Consider the following 21,004-nt stretch of genomic DNA (forward strand, 5'->3'; position numbering starts at 1 on the left):
CGCACGATCGCCCCGCGCGGGGAGTCAACTGGGCTACGCGGCTGGCGGGAGGGCGGGGGCGTACGGCGGCAGCGGGGGCGCGCCGCGGTGATGCGGCGGCGCACGGGACATACGGAACGTGAGGGAACGCCTCCGGGGCGTGTTCGTTCGCGCCTCGCCCTTACGAAGGGGACCCGAACGGCCCTTACCATTTCACTCTGGTCCCTGCCCAACTCCAGGAACGCGAGATCCATGACCGACGACGTCCTGCTTGTCCACGGCGGCACACCGCTCGAGGGCGAGATCCATGTCCGCGGCGCGAAGAACCTCGTACCCAAGGCCATGGTGGCCGCTCTTCTCGGCAGCGAACCCAGTCGGCTGCGCAATGTGCCCGACATCCGTGACGTCCGCGTCGTACGCGGGCTGCTGCAACTGCATGGCGTCACGGTCCGCCCCGGTGACGAGCCGGGAGAGCTGGTGCTCGACCCCTCGCGCGTGGAGAGCGCCAACGTCGCCGACATCGATGCCCACGCGGGCTCCTCGCGCATCCCGATCCTCTTCTGCGGCCCGCTGCTGCACCGCCTCGGCCATGCGTTCATCCCGGGCCTGGGAGGCTGCGACATCGGCGGCCGGCCGATCGACTTCCACTTCGACGTACTGCGCCGCTTCGGTGCGGTCATCGAGAAGCGGCCGGAGGGGCAGTACCTGGAGGCCCCGCAACGGCTGCGCGGCACCAAGATCGAGCTTCCGTACCCGTCCGTGGGCGCCACCGAGCAGGTGCTGTTGACGGCGGTCCTGGCCGAGGGCATCACCGAGCTGCGCAACGCCGCGATCGAGCCGGAGATCGAGGACCTCATCTGCGTCCTGCAGAAGATGGGCGCCATCATCACGATGGGCACCAACCGCACCATCCAGATCACGGGTGTGGAGAAGCTCGGCGGCTACAACCACCGGGCCCTGCCGGACCGGCTGGAGGGGGCCTCCTGGGCGTGCGCGGCGCTGGCGACCGAGGGCAACGTCTTCGTACGCGGCGCGAGCCAGCGCGAGATGATGACCTTCCTCAATGTCTTCCGCAAGGTGGGCGGCGTGTTCGAGGTCGCCGACGAGGGCATCCGCTTCTGGCACCCCGGCGGCCCGCTCAACGCCATCGCCCTGGAGACCGACGTCCATCCCGGCTTCCAGACCGACTGGCAGCAGCCGCTGGTGGTCGCCCTGACCCAGGCGTCGGGGCTGTCCATCGTGCACGAGACGGTGTACGAGTCGCGGCTGGGCTTCACCAGCGCGCTGAATCAGATGGGCGCGCACATCCAGCTCTACCGCGAGTGCCTCGGCGGCACGCCATGCCGCTTCGGGAAGCGGAACTTCCTGCACTCGGCGGTCGTCAGCGGGCCCACCAAGCTCCAGGGCGCCGACCTGGTGATCCCGGACCTCCGGGGCGGCTTCTCGTACCTCATCGCGGCACTGGCGGCCCAGGGCACCTCGCGGGTGCACGGCATCGACCTGATCAACCGCGGCTACGAGAACTTCATGGACAAGCTGGAGGGACTCGGCGGCAAGGTCGAGCTGCCGAAGACGGCCAAGAAGGCCTGAAGCCCGCCGCTGCGCCTCCGCGACGTGGTCCGTCCCGTCGCGGTGGCGTTCTGCTTCCCGGCCCCGCCGCTGCGACCGGACCGGGGCGCCCCGAGGCGCGGGGACGGAGACGGGCGACGGACGTGCCGGAGGGCGGCCGCTCACGAGGAGTGGCCGCCCTCCGGTCAGGCGCTTACTTGCCCTTGGCGGCTTCCTTGAGCTTGGAGCCCGCGGAGACCTTCACGCTGTAGCCGGCCGGGATCTCGATCGGGTCGCCGGTCTGCGGGTTGCGCGCGGTGCGAGCGGCACGGTGGGTGCGCTCGAAGGTCAGGAAGCCGGGGATGGTGACCTTCTCGTCGCCCTTGGCGACGACCTCACCGACGGTCTCGGCGAGCGCGTTCAGGACGGCGTCAGCGTCCTTACGGGTCACCTGGGCACGCTCGGAAAGAGCGGCCACCAGCTCACTGCGGTTCATAGTTACTCCCGTGTTCAACTTGCCATTGAGGCGTGAGATCGAAGCCGATGCTGCCAGGGCCCTCGGACAGTCCCCGGACCCGGGTCTGGTCACAGACCCTCGCGCCCGGTTACGCATCCTGCCCCCACCCGTGGCGGGAAAGCCAATCCGGCGCCCCCGAGAGTCACACGAAAAGCGCCACGGGCTCGTTCTGGTGACGCTCTGTCTACTCCTGGCAGCGCACCGCAGGGCTCATTTCCGGGTTGCGGCGGGTTTCGCGGCGTATTTCTGCCCGTCACCCTATGGGGCCAAGTGGGGGCCCAAGTCCTGCGACGCGCCGTGGTCAGCCCGTCGTGGCGGCCGTCACAGCCGGTCCGGCGGCCTTCGCCGCCTCGCTGACGGCTCCGGCGACCTCACCGGCGACCCGGTCGTTGAAGACGCTCGGGATGATGTAGTTCGGGTTGAGCTCGTCCTCGGTCACCACATCGGCGAGGGCGGCCGCGGCGGCCAGCATCATGTCGGTGTTCACCGTGCGTGACTGCGCGTCGAGCAGCCCGCGGAAGACACCCGGGAAGACGAGCACGTTGTTGATCTGGTTCGGGAAGTCACTGCGGCCGGTCGCGACGACGGCGGCCGTCTGACGGGCGACGGCCGGGTCCACCTCGGGGTCGGGGTTCGCGAGCGCGAAGACGATCGCGCCGTCCGCCATGGCTGCAACGTCCTCGCCGTCCAGGAGGTTGGGGGCGGAGACGCCGATGAAGACGTCGGCGCCCGCCACGGCCTCCTTGAGCGTCCCGGTGACGCCTTCGGGGTTGGTGTTCTCGGCGATCCAGCAGAGCGCCGATTCCGGGTCGGCGGAGACCAGGTCTTCGCGGCCCTTGTGCACGACACCGTGGATGTCGGCGACGACCGCGTGCTTCAGACCGGCCGCGATGAGCAGCTTGAGGATGGCCGTACCGGCCGCTCCCGCACCGGACATGACGACCCGTACGTCACCGATGGCCTTGTCCACCACGCGCAGGGCGTTGGTGAGGGCCGCGAGGACGACGATCGCGGTGCCGTGCTGGTCGTCGTGGAAGACCGGGATGTCCAGCGCCTCGCGCAGCCGGGCCTCGATCTCGAAGCAGCGGGGTGCGGAGATGTCCTCGAGGTTGATGCCGGCGAAGCCCGGGGCGATGGCCTTGACGATCTCGACGATGGCGTCCGTGTCCTGGGTGTCCAGGCACAGCGGCCAGGCGTCGATGCCCGCGAAGCGTTTGAAGAGGGCCGCCTTGCCCTCCATGACGGGGAGCGCGGCCTTGGGGCCGATGTTGCCCAGACCCAGCACGGCGGAGCCGTCGGTGACGACGGCGACGCTGTTGCGCTTGATGGTCAGGCGGCGGGCGTCCTCGGGGTTCTGGGCGATCGCCATGCACACCCGGGCGACACCCGGTGTGTAGACCATGGAGAGGTCGTCACGGTTGCGGATCGGGTGCTTCGACGCCATCTCGATCTTGCCGCCGAGGTGCATGAGGAACGTACGGTCGGAGACCTTGCCCAGCGTGACGCCCTCGATGGTCCGCAGCTTGCCGACGATCTCCTCGGCGTGCGCGGTGGAGGAGGCGGCGACGGTGACGTCGATGCGCAGCTTCTCGTGGCCCGACGCGGTGACGTCGAGGCCGGTCACCGACCCGCCGGAGGACTCCACGGCCGTGGTGAGCTGGCTGACGGCGGTGCCGCCGGCCGGTACCTCCAACCGGACCGTCATCGAGTAGGAGACGCTGGGCGCCGTTGCCATGGCCGACTTCCTCTGCTTTCTTCCGCGTCATACGCGGCCGCGGGGTCGGCGGCGCGCGTCGTCCGATCGTCGCACCTACCTGCCAGTACGCGTTAGTCGCGTCCGGGTTTCGGAAATATTGTTCCGTCGGAACGGTCCGGAACGACGCGACGGGCGCCCCTCCGGTGGAGAGGCGCCCGTCGCCGATGTTCGAAGCGGCACCGACCCGCCATGCTCGCCTCGCGGCAAGTGGTCGCTCGTAGCGACAAAGGTTGGGCCCGGGGGCTTGGATCGGGCCGGTGCCACACTCAGGCTAACAAACGGGGCCGAGAAGTCATTCCTGAACGGGCAGTTGACGCAAAACCGTCCCCGACCGGGCCCTCGTACGGCCACCAGGTGCGGTGCGACCCGGGGTCCGCGGTCAGATCCTGAGCAGGCTCGGAACACCGTCCCGGTCCGGCGCGTCCCGCTCCCCCGAGAGGACCGTCAGCCGCTGCGTGGCCCGGGTCAGCGCCACGTACAGCACCCTCAGCCCGGCCGGGAACTCCCCCGCGGCGACCTCCTCGGCGGTGGTGCCGCCCGCGATCTCGGCGGGTGAGACCACGACGGTCGCGTCGTACTCCAGCCCTTTGGCCTCCAGGCTGCCCAGCGACACCACGCGGTCGCCCAGGCCCTCGACCCACGTACGCGCCTCCTCGCGACGGTCCATGGACACGACCACGCCGACCGTGCCGTCCACCTCGGCCAGCAGCCGCCGCGCCTCCTCGCGCACGGTCTCCCGCAGCCCGTCCCGGGCGACGGCGAACCGCGGCTCGGCCCCGGTGGAGCGGACCGCCTCCGGGGGCTCCATGCCCGGCATCGCCAGGGCCAGGACGCGGGAGGCGACGCGGGCGATCTCGGCGGGGTTGCGGTAGTTCACGGTCAGCGTGAACCGGCGGCGGGGGCGGCGGCCCAGGGCCTCGTCCCGCGCGGCGGTCGCCTCCTCCGGGTCCGGCCAGGAGCTCTGGGCCGGGTCACCGACGATCGTCCAGGTGGCCTGCCGGCCGCGGCGGCCGACCATCCGCCACTGCATGGGCGTGAGGTCCTGTGCCTCGTCGACGATCACATGCGCGTAGTCGGCGCGCTCCTCCTCCAGTCGCTCCTCGCGGCTACGGCGGCCGCCGCCCGCGCGGTCGGCGAAGGTGGTGATCTCCTCCAGGCCGGTGAGCTGGTCGAGCGGGTCGGCCTCGCGCTTACGGGGCCGGGCGGGCGTGCCGAGCAGCAGGTGCAGCTCGTCCAGCAGCGCCACGTCGTGGACCGACAGCGGGCCGCGGCCGCCGGCGTCCAGCCGCCGCAGGGACCGGGCGAGCAGCCGCACCTCGCGCGGTGTCAGCACCCGGCGCGACCAGCGGGAGAGCCGTCGCTCGTCGGCCATGGAGGCGAGCACCCGGCGGGGGGTGAGTTCCGGCCACCAGTCGTCGAGGAAGTCGGTGAAGTACGTCTCCGTGGAGATGTCCTCGTCGAACGCGGCGCGGGCCTCGGCGGCCAGTTCGGGGTCGGTGTAGCGCGTGCGGGATCCGGACGCGCTCCACAGCGCGTCCAGGATCAGCCGGCGGGCGCGCGGACGCAGCAGGTTCACCGGCGCGGTCCCGCCCAGCGCGGCCGCTCTGATGCCCTGCAGCTCCTCCGGTCCCAGCTCGATGCGCTCGCCGAAGGCGACGGCGCGGAGCCGGGAGTCCGGGGGCTGGGCCGCCTCGAGGGTCCCGCGGGCCGCCTTGCGCAGCACCCTCACCATGCGGGAGGAGCCCTTGATACGGGCGACGTGCGGCTCGTCGTAGGTGTCGGCCTCTGCACCCTCCGCCAGCGAGCCGACGGCACGGATCGCGACCTGTCCCTCCTCGCCGAGCGAGGGCAGCACGCCTTCGGTGTAGGCGACGAGCAGCGGCGTGGGGCTGACCACGAGGATGCCCCCGGCGTAGCGGCGCCTGTCCTGGTAGAGGAGGTACGCGGCACGGTGCAGGGCGACCGCGGTCTTGCCCGTCCCCGGCCCGCCGCCGACCTCGGCGACCGAGGCCGCGGGCGCGCGGATGACCAGGTCCTGCTCGGCCTGGATCGAGGAGACGATGTCGCGCATCGCGTGGCTGCGGGCGCGGCCGAGCGCGGCCATCAGGGCTCCGTCGCCGACGACGGGCAGCTCGGTACCGTCCAGCGAGGCGGTCAGGTCGGGGCGCAGCAGGTCGTCCTCGACCCCCAGGACGCGGCGGCCCTTGCTGCGGATGACGCGGCGCCGCACCACCCGGCCCGGGTCCTTGGGGGTGGAGCGGTAGAAGGGGGCGGCGGCGGGCGCGCGCCAGTCGATGACCAGCGGGGAGTAGTCGGCGTCGAGGACGCCGAGCCGCCCGATGTGCAGGGTCTCGGCGATCTCGGCGCACCCGTCGCGTACGGCGTCGTCGGCGGGCTCGACCGAGGTGTAGGCGCCGTCCGGCCCGCGCACGCCGTCCTTGCCGTTCAGCAGGTCGATCCTGCCGAAGAGGAAGTCCTCGAACTCGCTGTTCAGCCGGTTGAGGTGGACCCCGGCGCGGAAGACCTGGACGTCGCGCTCGGCGAGGGCGCCCGGCGTGCCGACCTGGCCGCGCCGGGCGGCGTCGCTCATCAGGAACTCCGCCTCGTGGATCTTCTCCTCCAGGCGCCGGTACACCCGATCCAGATGTTCCTGCTCGGTACCGATCTCACGGTCGCGTACCGAGTCGACAGCGGCTTCCTGCGCAGCCACCCGCGGCCCCCTTCTGACGTGCTGGGCAGCCGTCAACCGTACGCGAAGGGGGGCGTACCGCGCATCCGTGATCAGGGAACTTCTGGGGGTTCTCCGTCCGGTGTCCGTGCCCTGGCCCTGCCCCGGGGACCCGGTCGCGGGACCGGATCACCCATGGCGGGGGCGGGTGGCCGTGCCGGGCGGACCCGGTCAGGCGTCGACGGAGACCAGGCGCTTCCCCTCGAAGGTGCGCACTTCGAAGTGGTCGATGTCGTCGCGTGCCATGGCCGCGCCGCCGTGCACGTACAGCGGGTGCTTGGCCTTCTCGTTGGTGGTGCCCGGAATGCCGTAGCCCCACTTGGGGACCGACCAGGAGGTGATGACCTCCTCGTCACCATCCTTGGAGACGGCGATCAGGCTGCACTTGAGCGGACCCTTGACGTTCTTCAGCTCCAGCACGGCGTGCGTGCCCCACATCTTCTCCTCGGTGCCCACGGTGGCCGTGGCCTTGCTGACCGAGTCGGTGGCGTTGACCTTGGTGGTCATGTGGTTGAAGAAGGCGTCCTCTGCGGGGCTGGTGGAGTGCGCGTGCGGCTGCGCGGTGTTCGTCCTGCCCTCGTCGGCCGTGACGACGCCGGTGACCACCGGTCCACCGATGATCAACGCAGCGGCGGCCGCGACCAGATAGAGGCCTCGCCGGTGCCTCTGCCGCCGCTTCACCGCGACCTCGTCCACGAGCCGGTCCAGCATCTGCGGGCTGGGCTGGGCGTGGAGCGCGGCCGGGTCCGGGACGGCCGCGGGGGTCTCGGCGAGCGTGGCCAGCAGCGGCTCGAGGCCCATGAACTCCTCGAGCTGCTGGGCACAGGCTTCGCAGTAGGCCAAGTGGTCTTCGAAGCGCGCCGCGTCCGCGGGATCGAGCACACCGAGCGCGTAGGCCCCGACGGCCTCGTGCTCCGAAGAGCGCTCATGCGCTGTCATGCCGTGACTCCTCGTTCCTCGAGCGCGAGCTTCATGGAGCGCAGCGCATAGAACACACGGGATCTTACGGTCCCACTGGGTATACCCAGTTTTTCGGCCGCTTCATTGACCGTACGGCCCTTGAAGTACGTCTCGACGAGCGCCTCCCGGTGCGCCTCGCTGAGGTCGCTCAGGGCATCGGAGAGCGTCATGAGCGACAGGGCCTTGTCGATCTCGTCCTCCGCGGGCATGAGTTCGAGCGGCGAAGGGTCGACCTCCTGCGGACGCGCCTGCCTGCTGCGGTGGCCGTCGATCACGATGCGACGTGCGACGGTGACGAGCCAGGGACGAACGGAACCGGTGGCCCGGTTCAGCTGGTCGGCGTTGCGCCAGGCCCTGACCAGGGTCTCCTGAACGACGTCCTCGGCCCGGTGGCGGTCTCCCGCCACCAAGCGGAGGACGTAGGCGAGCAAGGGACCCGCGTGCTCTCGATAGAGGACTCGCATGAGTTCCTCGTCCGGCACGTCGCTGCCGGCCCGGGGTTTCTCGGCCCTGTGCCGCGTTCTGGAAGGACGGTGTTCGACCACGGCCGCATCCTTGCGCACCCGAACCTCCTGGTCGAGTCCCCGCTTGAACGAAGGCCGGGGACGGTCTTGGGACGAAATGGCAGGAGTAGGGCGGAAGTCCGCAGCCCTCGTCTGCTGCGGACTCCCGCCCGTCCCTCGGACCCACTGGCGTGGGGGACAGTCAGCGGCCCGAGGAGCCGCGTCTCCCCTGAGTACGGGCGTGGGCGGGGAGTTGCTCAACCGCTCGCGAAAAACTTCGGAAATCTGCCGTGAGCTGCGGCGGGAACGGAGGGAAGACCTGTGCCGTTCATCGGAGTTGGTGTGATCTATTTCGCATGGGCGGGGCCTGTCGAACGGCTCGGCCCGGCACCGGGCGTCCATGTTCCGGACAGAGACGAACCCAGGATGCAGTCACACAAAGAGCTACGCGCAGGGGCATAACGAACATAGCCAGACGAACATAGCTATTGATTACGGGCATTTAGCAGCACATGCCTGAGGCGGCACCAGGCCCCCTCTTCAAAGTCCCGTCCGCCCCCTTCGGGCGGACGACGCTACCGTGTGGACGGGGCCTGATCGCTTCCGTACTTGGTGTCCGCCGCCTGGTCCAGCGCCAGCCGGTAGCCCCGCTTGACCACCGTCTGGATCAGCTTCGGCGCGCCCAGAGCCGTACGGAGCCGGGCCATCGCCGTCTCCACCGCGTGCTCGTCGGTGCCCGCGCCGGGCAGCGCCCGCAGGAGTTCGGCGCGCGAGACCACCCAGCCGGGCCGCCGGGCCAGGGACCGCAGCAGGGCTATGCCCGCGGGCGGTACGGCGCGCAGTTCCCCGTCCACCAGGGCCGCGTGGCCACGGACCTCCAGCCTCCGGCCCGCGACGGGAAGGGCCCGGATCCTCCCGGGGAGCTCGAGGCACAGGAGTTGCACGAGCGGCCCGAGCCGGAACCGTTCGGGCTGGGCGGTGGCGATGTCGTACGCCTCCAGTGGCAGGGCCGTCACCGGGCCGACGCAGGCGGGCAGCACGTCGTGGCGCAGGGCGTCCAGCACCTCGTCCAGCATGCCGCGTTCCTTGGCCCGCTCCAGCAGCGAGGCCGCGGCGGGGGCGCTGGTGAAGGTGACGGCATCGAGCGAGCGCGCGACCGTGGCGTCCAGGAGCCGGTCGACGGGCCCGATGTCCTCCGGGGCCATCCAGCGGTACACCGGTACGCCGATGACCTCGCCGCCTCCCTCGCGTAGCGCCTCCACGAAACCGGGCAGCGGTTCGCCGTGCAGCTGCACCGCGATCCTCCGGCCGTCGACGCCCTCCTCCAGCAGCCGGTCGAGCACCTCGGCCATCGACTCGGAGGCGGGCGACCACTCCTCGGTCAGGCCCGCGGCCCGGATGGCGCCGCGCACCTTGGGCCCACGGGCCAGCAGTTCCGCCCCGCGCAACCGCCCGAGCAGCGCCTCGCCCAGCCCCCAGCCGTCGGCCGCCTCGATCCAGCCGCGGAAGCCGATGGCGGTGGTGGCGACCACGACGTCCGGCGCGTGGTCGATGAACTCGCGGGTGACGGCGAAGAGTTCGGTGTCATCGGGGAGCGGCACGATACGGATCGCCGGCGCATGCTGCACAACGGCGCCACGCCTCCGCAGCAGCGCGCCGAGCTCCTCGGCCCGCCGCGCCGCGGTGACGCCCACGGTGAACCCGGCCAGCGGCTGCGGGGCGGCGCGCCCGCCGGTGGCAGCCTCCGGCTCGTCGGCGACCGTCGGAGCCGTTGCCCGGGCTGTCTTCTGCTCTCCGTACATGCCTCTCGTCCCGCTTCGCGTAGGTGGTGCGCGTGCGCACGGGGTCCCTGGATGGTGACAACCTCCGGTGACGTACGCGGTTCGCCCGCATTACCCCAGTGTTACGGCACGTGCGGCCGGGATCGTCCCGGCCGCACGTGCCACTGACCACAGCTCCCTGCCCGGCCCGCGGATCACGGCCCGCGGACGGACCGCGATCAGACCTCCGCGTACACCGGCGCGGGCCGCTCCGCCGCCGCCTGCCGGCCACCGGGGCGGGGGCGCGGGGCGGTCCGCAGGTACACGGCCCAGGTGACCGCGGAGCAGACGGCGTAGAAGGCCAGGAAGGTGACGAAGGCCCCGGTTCCGGTGCCGCCGGTCAGGAACGACTGGCGGAAGGCGAGGTTGATGCCCAGACCGCCGATCGCCCCGACCGCTCCGATCAGGCCCATCGAAGCGCCGGACAGCCGGCGGCCGTACGCCGCGGCCTCCTCGCCGCCCAACCCGCGGGCGACCGCCTTCGCCTGGAAGATCCCGGGGATCATCTTGTACGTGGACCCGTTGCCGAGCCCCGACAGGACGAAGAGGGCGATGAACCCGACCAGGAAGATCGGCAGCGACTTCTGCACGGACGCGTAGATCACCACCCCGGTGGCCGCGGCCATGGCCGCGAAGTTCCACAGCGTGATGCGGGCACCGCCGAAGCGGTCCGCGAGCGAGCCGCCGACGGGACGGATGAGGGAGCCCAGCAGCGGGCCGATGAAGGTGAGCGACGCGGCCTGGAGGGGCGTACGGCCGAACTGGGTCTGCAGTACCAGGCCGAAGGCGAAGCTGTAGCCGATGAACGACCCGAACGTGCCGATGTAGAGGAAGGCCATGATCCAGGTGTGCACGTCCCGCACGGCCTCCTTGGCTGCGCCGGTGTCGTTCCGTACGGGCGCGAGGTTGTCCATGAACAGCGCGGCGCACACGGCCGAGACGACGACCAGCGGGATGTAGACGCCCAGCACGATCCGCGGGTGCGCGGCGCCGGCCGTACCGATGACGAGCAGCCCGACGAGTTGCACCACGGGGACGCCGATGTTGCCCCCGCCCGCGTTCAGCCCCAGCGCCCACCCCTTCTTCCGCAGGGGGAAGAAGGCGTTGATGTTGGTCATGGAGGAAGCGAAGTTGCCGCCGCCTACGCCGGTGGCCACCGCGACCAGCAGATAGGTGCTGTACGAGGTGCCCGGCTCCATCACGAACGCCGCGGCGATCGTGGGCAGAAGCAGCATGGAGGCGCTCAGCACCGTCCAGTTGCGGCCGCCGAAGCGGGCGACGGCGAAGGTGTACGGAACCCGTGCGAACCCTCCGACCAGGGTGGCCACGGCGATGAGGAAGAACTTCCCGGCCGGGTCGATGCCGTACTCGGGGCCCATGAAGAGCACCATCACCGACCACAGCGACCACACCGAGAAGCCGATGTGCTCGGAGATCACCGAGAACAGCAGATTGCGGCGCGCGATCCTCTCACCGGTCTCGCGCCAGAATGTCTCGTCCTCGGGATCCCACCGCTCGATCCAGCGGCCTCCCTTGCGGGATGCGGTCGTCGCGGCAGTCATCATGCCTCCAGAGGGGTCGGGCCGAGGCCGGAGTGTGCCTCGTACGGCCGACGCTAGAGACACCGGATTTCGGTTCCGTGGCGCCAGGTGACGCGGACGAAACCGTGCACTCACGGGGGCGGGACGGGGTCTGTGAGAGGCGGGAGGCTGCTCGGCGGCACCAAGAACCGCCGGCCCGCGGGCCCGAGTGCGCCGTCCCGCACTTCTCAGCGGTGTTGCGGCCGGGGCGGGGGCGGGCCGGCTCCTCGTGCCGGTGCTGGTGGCCCCGGCCACCGTCTGCCTCGCAGCGGAGTGAGGGGCGGGGGCACCAGGGCCGTATCGGCAGGCAAACGAGAACGGCCCCGCCGTGGCGGGGCCGTTCTCGTACATGGGATGAGTGGAGATGGCGGGAATCGAACCCGCGTCCAACGGTGCGGAAACAGGGCTTCTCCGAGCGCAGTCTGCTGTGCTTTTCTCAGCCCCGGCAGTCACGCAGACAAGCTGCCGACGGGCTCAGCCACTGTTTGTTTTCCCACTGGCCCCCGTGGCCGGGTTCAGTGGTGGAGTTCCCTAGCTGATGCCAGGATCCGGGTCGGGAACAGCCCCGGGCTGACACTTCGCAGGTCGCTGCTCAGGCAGCGAGGGCGAAGGAATCGCGCTTGGTGTTGGCGATTATTTTTTGCGACATATGGTTTACGAGATCATTGCCGCTTCCTCGGCTCGCTTCCCCTGCCTCGACATCCGCTGTCGAAACCGATCATCCCCATGTGGTGTTTTCAAGGTGCGCACCCCTTGAGGTGCACGTGCCATCGTACGCGATCAACGCGGACCCCTGCCAGCTTATTCCCGGCATCCCGGACCCCGGCCGAGCCAAGCAGCCCGGACGCCCGGCCCCGTACGCGCCGCCGAGCCGGGGGCTGCGCGCTGCGGGCTGGGGCCTGCGGCGCCTGCCCCACCCACGTACCGCAGGCTGCGGCGGCCCGCTCCATCCACGTATGGCACCCGGCCCGCAGGGGCCGCCCAGCCCCGTACCGCCGCGCTCGTCAGCCCCGCTGCTTGCGCCGGGCCGCCGACATTGCGCGCTCGGCCTCGCGGCGGTCCTGCTTCTCCCGCAGCGTCTGGCGCTTGTCGTACTCCCGCTTGCCCTTGGCCAGGGCGATCTCGACCTTGGCCCGGCCGTCCTTGAAGTACAGGGCCAGCGGCACGAGCGTGTTCCCCGACTCCTGCGTCTTGCCGATCAGCTTGTCGATCTCCGCCCGGTGCAGCAGCAGCTTCCGCTTGCGCCGCGCCGAGTGGTTGGTCCACGTCCCCTGGCTGTACTCGGGGATGTGCACGTTGTGCAGCCACGCCTCGCCGCCGTCGAGCTGTGCGAAGCCGTCCGCCAGTGACGCGCGGCCCTGACGCAGCGACTTCACCTCGGTGCCGGTCAGCACCAGACCGCACTCGTAGGTGTCCAGGATGAGGTAATCGTGGCGCGCCTTCTTGTTCTGCGCGATCAGCTTGCGACCCGTCTCTTTAGCCATAGCGAGGTCATTCTCGCACTAGGCACCGCCACCGAGGCCAGTCAATACTGTGCGCGCCCGCTGCTCCGCACCGCGCTGTACGGCCAGGTCCGGGGCGATGCCGTCGCCGTCCACACTCCGCCCGGCGGGAGTCCTGTAGTGGCCCACGGTCAGCTCGGCGACCGAACCGTCGGGCAGCTCGCTGGGCATCTGGACCGAGCCCTTGCCGAAGGTCCGGGAGCCGACGACCACGGCTCTGCCGCGGTCCTGGAGGGCTCCGGTCAGCAGCTCGGCCGCGCTCATCGTGCCGCCGTCGACGAGGACGACGAGGGGGCTGCGGTGGTCGCCGCCCCCCTTCGCATAGAGGGCACGCTGCTCCCCGCGGACGTCGTACGTGGCCACCAGGCCGCCGTCGAGGAAGGCGGACGCGGCCGTGACCGCCTCGGAGACCAAACCGCCGGAGTTGCCGCGCAGATCGAGCAGGATGCCGTCGCCGTCGGGGGTCTTCCGCACCACACGCCGCACCTCCTCGCCGGTGCCTTTGGCGAAGGACGCGACCTTGATGTGCGTGGTGCGGTCGGCGGCGGTCCGCTGGGCGGTGACGGTCTCCGCGATCAGCCTGGCGCGGCGCAGCTTCTCGTCCCAAGTCCGGCCGTCCCGCTCCAGGCCGAGCCGGACGGGCGTACCGGCGCCCGCCGGGCGTCCCTCGCGCACCTGATTCGGGCCTGCGCCGCGCAGCCGGGAGACGACGTCGGTGACGGGCTCGCCGGTGATGTCCTCGCCGTCGATGGTGCGCAGCCGGTCGCCCGGCGCGATGCCCGCGCGGTCGGCGGGGCTGCCGGGCTGGACGCGGGCGACCTCGATCCTCCCGTCCCGGCGCCATCGCACCCACAGGCCGACGCCCACGTACTCACCGTCCAGGGCGAGCTGGACGCCCTCGTACTCGCCCGCGCTGTAGACGGCGCTCCAGCGGTCCCCGCTGCGGCTGACCACCTCTTCCGCGGCCTCCGAGCCCGACTTGCCCTCGGCCATGGCGGCCGCGGCGGCCTCGGCGAGCTCGCTGCGGTGGTCCGCGACGGCGGCCGAACGGGTATCCGCTCCCGCGGAGTTGGCGGTCCCGGCGCCGAAGGAACCGACGGCCGCGGCACCGCCCACGAGGACGGTCGCGCACATGAATGTCAGGGCCGCCCCACGGCGAATGCTGCGGGGGCGGACGAACAACGACGGTCCCGACATGCCGGTGAGTCTAGGACAACGCCACGGCGCCCCACGGCAGGTTGACCGTACGGCGCACGGGGCATACGTCACACCTTGAGGTACTTGCGGAGCGCGAAGAAGGCGGCAAGCGCGGGCATGAGCAGGCCGATGGCGAGCACCAGCGGCAGTACGGACAGCACGGCCTCCCAGCCGATGAAGTTGATCAACTGCATCTTCTCGGACAGGGCCAATCCGTGGTCGATCAGGAAATAGCGCCCGACGAGCAGTATCAGACAGGCGCCGAACGCACCCAGCAGACCGGCGAATGCCGCCTCCATGATGAACGGCATCTGAATGTAGAAGCTGGACGCGCCGACGAGCCTCATGATCCCGGTCTCACGGCGGCGACTGAACGCCGAGACGCGGACCGTGTTGACGATCAGCATCAACGCGACCACCAGCATCAGCGCCATGACGCCCAGCGCCGCGTAGTTCATGCCGTTGAGAAGGTTGAAGAGATTCTCCAGCAGGCCCTTCTGGTCCTGCACTTCCTGCACGCCGGGGCGGCTGGAGAAGGCACTCGTGATGACCTCGAACTTCTCCGGGTCCTTGAGCTTGATGCGGAACGACTCCTGCATCTGGTCCGGCGTGAGGGAGTCCGCGAGCGGCGAGTCGCCGAACTGCTCCTTGTAGTGCGTGTACGCCTCGTCGGCCGTCTCGAACTGCACTTTGTCCACGATCGGCATCTTGTCGAGATCCGTCTTGATCTCGTCCTTCTGGTCCGCCGTCACGGCGCCCTTGGCGCAGTTGGGGTCGCTCTCCGCGTCGTTCTTGTTGCAGAGGAAGATGGAGACGTTGACCTTGTCGTACCAGTAGCCCTTCATCGTGTTGACCTGTTCCCGCATCAGCAGGGAACCCCCGAAGAGGGCCAACGACAGGGCGACGGAGACGATGACCGCGAAGGTCATCGTGAGATTGCGACGGAGACCGACGCTGATCTCCGACAGGACGAACTGGGCGCGCATGATGTCCTTTCAGGGTGCGGGGCAACGGCTACGGGCGGTCATTCAGTGCTGGTAGCCGTACACACCGCGCGACTGGTCGCGCACCAGTCGGCCCTTTTCGAGCTCGATGACGCGCTTGCGCATCTGGTCGACGATCTGCTGGTCGTGCGTCGCCATCACGACGGTCGTGCCGGTCCGGTTGATCCGGTCCAGCAGCTTCATGATGCCGACGGAGGTCTGGGGGTCGAGGTTGCCGGTCGGCTCGTCCGCGATCAGCAGCATGGGGCGGTTGACGAAGGCCCGCGCGATGGCCACGCGCTGCTGCTCACCACCGGAGAGCTCTCCCGGCATGCGGTCGTCCTTGCCGCCGAGGCCGACGAGGTCGAGGACCTCGGGGACCGTCTTGCGGATCTGACCGCGCGGCTTGCCGATCACCTCGAGGGCGAAGGCGACGTTCTCGCCGACCGTCTTGTTGGGCAGCAGCCGGAAGTCCTGGAAGACGGTCCCCAACTGGCGACGCATCTGCGGCACCTTCCAGTTGGAGAGCTTGCCCAGGTCCTTGCCCAGCACGTGCACCGCACCGTGGCTGGCCCGCTCCTCGCGCAGGAGCAGCCGCAGAAAGGTGGACTTGCCCGAGCCCGAGGAGCCGACGAGGAAGACGAACTCGCCTCTCTCGATCTCGAGCGAGACATCCCGCAGCGCGGGACGCGTCTGCTTGGGGTAGGTCTTGGAGACGTTGTCGAATCGGATCACGGATGCACCAGGGTCGACCTGCAAGGGAGTGCGGGAGGCCCGGAGCCCGGGTTCCCGCCGGTGAGCGTGACCATACGCGAACCGGGAGGGACCGCGCAGTCGTCGGTCCGGGTTGAGCGTTTATTCACGGCACCTTCAGGTACAAACCAGGCATTGGCCTCCGGGTCCCGGATGCGCGGTCAGCGGCCGGGGCGAGCCGAATCGTGCGGAAGCTGGCACAGTGGGAGAGGGAGGGGCGGAACCGAACAGCCTCTCCTCGCGTTGGCCACGGTAGAGGAGGAGATCGCATGACATGCGACCGTCTGGTGTGCGCCAACTGCGCGGCCCCGGTGAGCGAGGGCCGCTGCCCGGTGTGCCGGGCCAGCAGGGAGCGGCTCCACCAGGAAGGCGGCCTGGCCGGGCTGCTCTCCGGGCTCTCTCCTGTGGCGCTTCTGGCCCTGCTGATCGTCCTGGTCGCTGTGGCCGTGCTCGCCCATCAAGCAGCGTAAGCGCCGCCTCTCAGCCCGCATCCACGCCGTACCCGCCATGGCCGCGGCACGGCACCGTACGGCGCCGCCGGACCTTCAGGATTCTCGCTCCGCCACGGCCCTCGGCCGGTACCGAATCCCGGTTCCTGTTCGCGCAGCCGCGGATGAATTCGCACAGGCGCGGGATGAAGTCGATCCCGGGTGAAAGCACACATCCAGCCCCGGCCCGCGCCTGACCGGCCCTGAGGCCCGCTCGCCGGGTTTGTGCCCACGGGGCAACGCGCATGCGAAGCGGGCAGGCGCCCACGGACGTAGGCGCAGGGCCCCGGAGCGGGCAGGCAACCGCGGGCTTACGCGCCAGGCCCCGGAGCGCGTGACGCTCCGGGGCCTGACACTCACCCAGCGTGAGATCGGCTGCACTCAGGCTGCCGCGCCACCGCCGCGGTTGATCAGGCGGGGCATCAGGCGGAAGCCGATGCCACCGGCGATCATCGTCGCGGCGCCGACCAGCAGGAACGCGGTCTGGGAGGCACCGGTCTCGGCCAGCTCTTCCTTGGACTGGCCCTGCTGGACCGGGGTGGAACCGACGGCGTCGGTGTCGGTCTCGCTGCCCGTACCCGTCTCGCCGTCGGGGCCCGGGTTGTTGCCGCCGCCAGTGCCGTCGGTGGGCTCGGCAGTGTCGCTCGGCTCGTCGGTCGGCTCGGTCGGCTCGTCCGTGGGCTCGGTCGGCTCGTCCGTGGGCTCCGTCGGCTCCTCGGTCGGCTCGGTCGGCTCGTCCGTGGGGTCGGTCGGCTCGCCCGTGGGCTCTGTCGGGATGTCGGTCGGTTCGCCCGTCGGCGGGGTCGGAATGTCCGTCGGGTCGTCCTTGCCGACGTGGAGACCCGCGCCGACGCCCTTCTTGTCCGCGTTCGCCTTGACGCCGATGCCACCGACCTCGACGTCGACGCCGACGGCCTGAGCGGCGCCGGCGGCGGTCAGCGACGCACCGGCGGCGATCACCGCGCCGGCGGCTATCCGCGCAACACGCAGCCGCATCTTCTTCGTCATCTGCTTGCTACCCCCAGTAGCTGTTCTCGTTGGTGAGCAGCCATGCACCGAGCGGCGGCCGCATGGGGGGAGATCGGTTCACCGGGACACCGGTCCCGCCCCACTCCACCCCGTTCGCACGCATCCCAGTCATGGGCATGCTGCGCTTCAGCTTTCCCACAATTCACAGCACCGTCAAGGTCATTGCGCACGATATGCCCGGATTGCTCACCATTGACCGGGCGTTGAACAAAAGACTGTGACGAACTTTGTAAAAGACAAGGCAACTACCGTCCGCCTCAGGGCAGTTGCGTTATCCAACCATGTCCGAAATCGGACTCAGTGAGACTTATTTTAAGACTTACTTCGCCTGCTGCTTACGCCAGCGGATTCCCGCCTCCAGGAATCCGTCGATGTCGCCGTCGAGCACCGAGTCCGGGTTGCCGACCTCGTGCTCCGTCCGCAGGTCCTTGACCATCTGGTAAGGGTGCAGGACGTACGAACGCATCTGGTTTCCCCAGGAATTGCCGCCGTCGCCCTTGAGCGCGTCCAGCTTCGCCTGCTCCTCCTGGCGGCGCCGCTCGAGTAGCTTGGCCTGGAGCACGTTCATCGCGGTCGCCCGGTTCTGGATCTGCGAGCGCTCGTTCTGGCAGGAGACGACGATGCCGGTCGGGATGTGGGTGATGCGCACGGCCGAGTCGGTCGTGTTCACGCCCTGGCCGCCGGGGCCGGAGGAGCGGTAGACGTCGATCCGCAGCTCGGACTCGTCGATCTCCACGTGATCGCTCTGCTCGACGACCGGCAGCACCTCTACACCCGCGAAGGACGTCTGGCGCCGGCCCTGATTGTCGAACGGCGAGATACGCACGAGCCGGTGGGTGCCCTGCTCGACGGAGAGCGTGCCGTAGGCGTACGGGGCCTGGACGGCGAAGGTGGTCGACTTGATGCCGGCCTCCTCCGCGTACGAGGTCTCGTAGACATCCGTCTTGTAGCCGTGCCGCTCGGCCCAGCGCAGATACATCCGCTGCAGCCGCTCGGCGAAGTCGGCGGCGTCCACACCGCCCGCCTCCGCACGGATGTTGACCACGGCCTCGCGAGCGTCGTACTCGCCGGAGAGGAGGGTGCGGACCTCCATCTCCTCCACCGCCTTGCGGACCGCCGTCAGCTCGGACTCGGCCTCGGCGCGGGCGTCCTCGTCGCCCTCGGCCTCGGCGAGCTCGAACAGCACCTCGAGATCGTCGATACGGCTGCGCAGTTCCTCGGCGCGGCGGAGCTGCCCCTGTAGATAGGACAGCTTGCTGGTGACCTTCTGGGCGTTCTCCGGGTCGTCCCAGAGAGAGGGGGCCGCTGCCTGCTCCTCGAGTTCGGCGACATCGGCCCTCATCCTGTCGAGGTCAAGGACGGCCTCGATCGACCCCATGGTCGAGGAGAGGGACTTCAGCTCTTCGGATACATCGACGACTGCCACGGGTCCAGCGTAACGGCTGCGCGCGGCGGCCCCGGACGTGCCGCACAATGGGGGCACAGGGAGCACCGGCTCCCCCGGCAGGACCCGTGGTCATCTCGAACGAGGAGGGTCGCCGTGACGGACAAAACCGAGGACGAGCAGCCGATCGCAGGCAAGCGCCCGCTCCAGCTCCGCACCGGTTGCGAGACCGCGATCGACGCGGAGGATCTGGTGCGGGTCTCCGGGCGCGATGTGACGCCCGAGCGGCTCGAATGGGCCGAGCGTCTGCTCAAGGAGAAGGGTCCGGCGGCGGCCGAGCGCTATCTCCCCTGAGGGCTCTCCCCGGGCCAGGGTGCCCCGGCCCCTTGAAGCCCGGGATGTCCAGCCCCTCCCAGCCCTGTGGGCCGTACGAGCTGTCCCTGCGCCGACAGCCCGGTGCCGTGGCTGCGCGGAAACGCGTTCCCGCACCGCCGAGTGTCCCGATACCGGCGGATGCACGTCCCCGCACCGGACGGATGCCCGTCCCCGTACCGGCTGATGGGCGTCCCCGTACCGGCTGATGGGCGTCCCCGTACCGGCTGCGGGGCGGACGCGCCGCCGTAGGCCGGGCCCGTGAGGACGGCGCGGCATGCGGTCGGGCCCGCGGGCACGAGTTGCCCGAGCCCAGGGGGTGCGCGCAGGTCCGCCTGAGGCCAAGGGCTACGGGTGAGGCCACCCGAGGTCAGGTCTGCTGCGGTCAGGTCACCTGAAGGTCAGGGCTGCGAGGACGCGCCGTCGGACTGGCCGTCCGACTGCTCGACGCCGGGCCGGCCCCCGTCCCCGTCGTCACCGCCGACCGCGAGCCACCCCCCGATCCCCACCACGGCCGCGACCGCCACCGCCGCGACGCCCAGCTTGATCCTTCGCCGGCGCACGGCCTCGGAGGCGGCGCGATGGCGGGCGGAGCCGGGCCGGTGGCCGCCGGCGGGACGCGGTACGCGGGCCGTGCCTCGTGCGCCGCCGGCCAGCTCGTCCGGTGCAGGGACGCGCATGCTGGTGTGCGTGTCGCGCCCCGAGTCGGGGGCCGAGCCGTGCACGAGCGGCACGGCGCCGCGGCGCGGAGCGGCGGGGGCGGCTCCGTACGGCTGCTCGTCGTAGGGATCCGGGTCCTCGTCCGCGTGCTCCGCGCCGGGCTCGTCCACGTCCAGCGGCGGCATACCCGCGAGGTCGGGCAGCAGCTCGCGCAGCCGGCCCGCCAGCTCGGCCGCCCGCAGCCGCGAGGCGGGCGACTTGGCCAGGCACTGGACGAGGAGCTGCCACAGCTCGTCGGGGATGCCGGGCAGCGGGGCCACCGTCTCGGTGACATGGCGGCGGAGGATCGCGCCCGGGTGGCCTCCGCCGAAGGGCGTGAAGCCCGCCATCAGCTCGTAGAGGACGGTCGCGAGCGCGTAGATGTCGACCGCGGCGCGGGGCGGCAGGCCCTCGACGATCTCCGGCGCGAGGTAGTCGGGCGTCCCGATGATCTTCGTCGCCCGGGTGCGGCTGGGGGCGTCGACGAGCCGGGCGATGCCGAAGTCGGTCAGCAGGGCGGGATGGGCCCGGCCGGGGCCGAGGGGACCCTGCATGTCCAGCAGCACGTTCTCCGGCTTCACGTCGCGGTGGACGATGCCGGCGGCGTGCGCGGCCGCGAGGCCGTCGGCGACATCGGCGGCGATCGCGACGGCGGCCTCGGGTGCGAGGCGGCGCTCACGGTCGAGGCGGGTGCGCAGATCGGTGCCGCGGACGAGGTCCATGACGAGCGCGAGGTCATTGCCGTCCACGACGAGGTCGCGGACGGCGACCACATGTGGGTGCGAGAGCCCGAGCAGGGCCGTCCGCTCCTGGACGAACCGGCCGACCAGCTCCTGGTCGGACGCCAGGTCCTCGCGCAGCAGCTTGATGGCGACGGGACCCTCGGGCCCTTCGCCGAGCCAGACCGTGCCGACGGACCCTCGTCCCAGGACATGATGGGCGGTGAACCGGCTGCCGATGTTCCGTGCCAAGACTGCTCCGACGTGTCGTGCCCCAAGCGCTGCCAGGGGCCTCCAGGGGCTGGCGTTGCCGACAAAACTACGCCCCGAGCGACGCCAACCGTCACTTCTGCGGGGGAAATCCCCCGTCAGAAGTCGACAAATCCCCAGACTTGCATGGGTTTTCGGGGTCTGCGAGCGAGGGGCGGGGGGTTGGGAACGGCGCCGCGAAGCGCGATGAGACGGGGTGGAGGCACGGGTGCGGACA

General features: G+C 70.5%; 18 protein-coding genes and 1 other RNA gene. 3 read left to right on the plus strand and 16 right to left on the minus strand.

The window, feature by feature from the left end; genetic code table 11:
* Nucleotides 1-231 precede the first annotated feature (231 nt).
* Complete coding sequence (gene murA, locus AB0M26_RS15940; RefSeq protein WP_365260680.1) at nucleotides 232-1,569, plus strand: UDP-N-acetylglucosamine 1-carboxyvinyltransferase; 1,338 nt, start codon at nucleotides 232-234, stop codon at nucleotides 1,567-1,569.
* Nucleotides 1,570-1,741: 172 nt separating this feature from the next.
* Here murA and AB0M26_RS15945 read toward each other — a convergent pair whose 3' ends face one another.
* The 12 genes from AB0M26_RS15945 to ftsE all read right to left on the minus strand — a co-directional run bounded on the left by AB0M26_RS15945 (nucleotide 1,742) and on the right by ftsE (nucleotide 15,808).
* Complete coding sequence (locus AB0M26_RS15945; RefSeq protein ID WP_365260683.1) at nucleotides 1,742-2,023, minus strand: HU family DNA-binding protein; 282 nt, start codon at nucleotides 2,021-2,023, stop codon at nucleotides 1,742-1,744.
* Between the two features lie 322 nt (nucleotides 2,024-2,345).
* Nucleotides 2,346-3,779: an NAD-dependent malic enzyme gene (locus AB0M26_RS15950; RefSeq protein ID WP_365260686.1), complete on the minus strand. Its 1,434-nt coding sequence runs from the start codon at nucleotides 3,777-3,779 to the stop codon at nucleotides 2,346-2,348.
* A 400-nt stretch (nucleotides 3,780-4,179) separates the two neighbouring features.
* Nucleotides 4,180-6,510, minus strand: coding sequence for a UvrD-helicase domain-containing protein (locus tag AB0M26_RS15955; protein WP_365260689.1), 2,331 nt, complete (start codon nucleotides 6,508-6,510; stop codon nucleotides 4,180-4,182).
* Nucleotides 6,511-6,699: 189 nt separating this feature from the next.
* A complete protein-coding gene (locus tag AB0M26_RS15960) occupies nucleotides 6,700-7,467 on the minus strand; it encodes a zf-HC2 domain-containing protein (protein WP_365260692.1) in 768 nt (255 codons plus the stop codon).
* The gene (locus AB0M26_RS15965) at nucleotides 7,464-8,051 is read right to left on the minus strand and encodes a sigma-70 family RNA polymerase sigma factor (protein ID WP_360849024.1); all 588 of its coding nucleotides are present in this window, start codon (nucleotides 8,049-8,051) and stop codon (nucleotides 7,464-7,466) included. Before AB0M26_RS15965 ends, AB0M26_RS15960 begins: the two co-directional genes overlap by 4 nt.
* A gap of 515 nt (nucleotides 8,052-8,566) precedes the next feature.
* Nucleotides 8,567-9,793, minus strand: a complete 1,227-nt coding sequence (locus AB0M26_RS15970) for a uroporphyrinogen-III synthase (RefSeq protein ID WP_365260695.1) — start codon at nucleotides 9,791-9,793, stop codon at nucleotides 8,567-8,569.
* A gap of 197 nt (nucleotides 9,794-9,990) precedes the next feature.
* Nucleotides 9,991-11,373, minus strand: coding sequence for a nitrate/nitrite transporter (locus AB0M26_RS15975; protein WP_365260775.1), 1,383 nt, complete (start codon nucleotides 11,371-11,373; stop codon nucleotides 9,991-9,993).
* 374 nt (nucleotides 11,374-11,747) lie between these two features.
* Nucleotides 11,748-12,117: a transfer-messenger RNA gene (gene ssrA / locus AB0M26_RS15980) on the minus strand.
* A gap of 278 nt (nucleotides 12,118-12,395) precedes the next feature.
* On the minus strand, nucleotides 12,396-12,875 hold the full coding sequence (smpB, locus tag AB0M26_RS15985; RefSeq protein ID WP_365260698.1) for an SsrA-binding protein SmpB: 480 nt from the start codon (nucleotides 12,873-12,875) through the stop codon (nucleotides 12,396-12,398).
* A gap of 18 nt (nucleotides 12,876-12,893) precedes the next feature.
* Nucleotides 12,894-14,090, minus strand: a complete 1,197-nt coding sequence (locus AB0M26_RS15990) for a S41 family peptidase (RefSeq protein ID WP_365260700.1) — start codon at nucleotides 14,088-14,090, stop codon at nucleotides 12,894-12,896.
* A gap of 68 nt (nucleotides 14,091-14,158) precedes the next feature.
* Nucleotides 14,159-15,076, minus strand: coding sequence for a permease-like cell division protein FtsX (ftsX, locus tag AB0M26_RS15995; RefSeq protein ID WP_365260703.1), 918 nt, complete (start codon nucleotides 15,074-15,076; stop codon nucleotides 14,159-14,161).
* A 42-nt stretch (nucleotides 15,077-15,118) separates the two neighbouring features.
* On the minus strand, nucleotides 15,119-15,808 hold the full coding sequence (ftsE, locus tag AB0M26_RS16000; RefSeq protein WP_365260706.1) for a cell division ATP-binding protein FtsE: 690 nt from the start codon (nucleotides 15,806-15,808) through the stop codon (nucleotides 15,119-15,121).
* A 287-nt stretch (nucleotides 15,809-16,095) separates the two neighbouring features.
* Between ftsE and AB0M26_RS16005 the strand changes: the two genes are divergently transcribed.
* A complete protein-coding gene (locus AB0M26_RS16005; protein WP_365260709.1) occupies nucleotides 16,096-16,296 on the plus strand; it encodes a hypothetical protein in 201 nt (66 codons plus the stop codon).
* A gap of 399 nt (nucleotides 16,297-16,695) precedes the next feature.
* Here the strand turns inward: AB0M26_RS16005 and AB0M26_RS16010 are convergent, their stop codons facing one another.
* From AB0M26_RS16010 to prfB, 3 genes are all read right to left on the minus strand, one after another.
* Complete coding sequence (locus AB0M26_RS16010) at nucleotides 16,696-17,322, minus strand: hypothetical protein (RefSeq protein WP_365260711.1); 627 nt, start codon at nucleotides 17,320-17,322, stop codon at nucleotides 16,696-16,698.
* Nucleotides 17,323-17,329: 7 nt separating this feature from the next.
* Nucleotides 17,330-17,455: a hypothetical protein gene (locus AB0M26_RS16015; protein WP_365260714.1), complete on the minus strand. Its 126-nt coding sequence runs from the start codon at nucleotides 17,453-17,455 to the stop codon at nucleotides 17,330-17,332.
* Nucleotides 17,456-17,662: 207 nt separating this feature from the next.
* Nucleotides 17,663-18,769, minus strand: coding sequence for a peptide chain release factor 2 (prfB, locus tag AB0M26_RS16020; protein ID WP_365260717.1), 1,107 nt, complete (start codon nucleotides 18,767-18,769; stop codon nucleotides 17,663-17,665).
* Between the two features lie 114 nt (nucleotides 18,770-18,883).
* On the opposite strand from prfB, the gene AB0M26_RS16025 reads away from it, so the two are divergent.
* Nucleotides 18,884-19,081, plus strand: coding sequence for a hypothetical protein (locus tag AB0M26_RS16025; protein WP_365260720.1), 198 nt, complete (start codon nucleotides 18,884-18,886; stop codon nucleotides 19,079-19,081).
* A 419-nt stretch (nucleotides 19,082-19,500) separates the two neighbouring features.
* Here AB0M26_RS16025 and AB0M26_RS16030 read toward each other — a convergent pair whose 3' ends face one another.
* Nucleotides 19,501-20,769 (minus strand): serine/threonine-protein kinase, encoded by a 1,269-nt coding sequence (locus AB0M26_RS16030; RefSeq protein WP_365260723.1) that lies wholly within the window; start codon nucleotides 20,767-20,769, stop codon nucleotides 19,501-19,503.
* Nucleotides 20,770-21,004: the final 235 nt, after the last annotated feature.

Origin of the sequence: Streptomyces sp. NPDC051776, from assembly GCF_040681345.1 — a bacterium.
Lineage (GTDB): Bacteria > Actinomycetota > Actinomycetes > Streptomycetales > Streptomycetaceae > Streptomyces.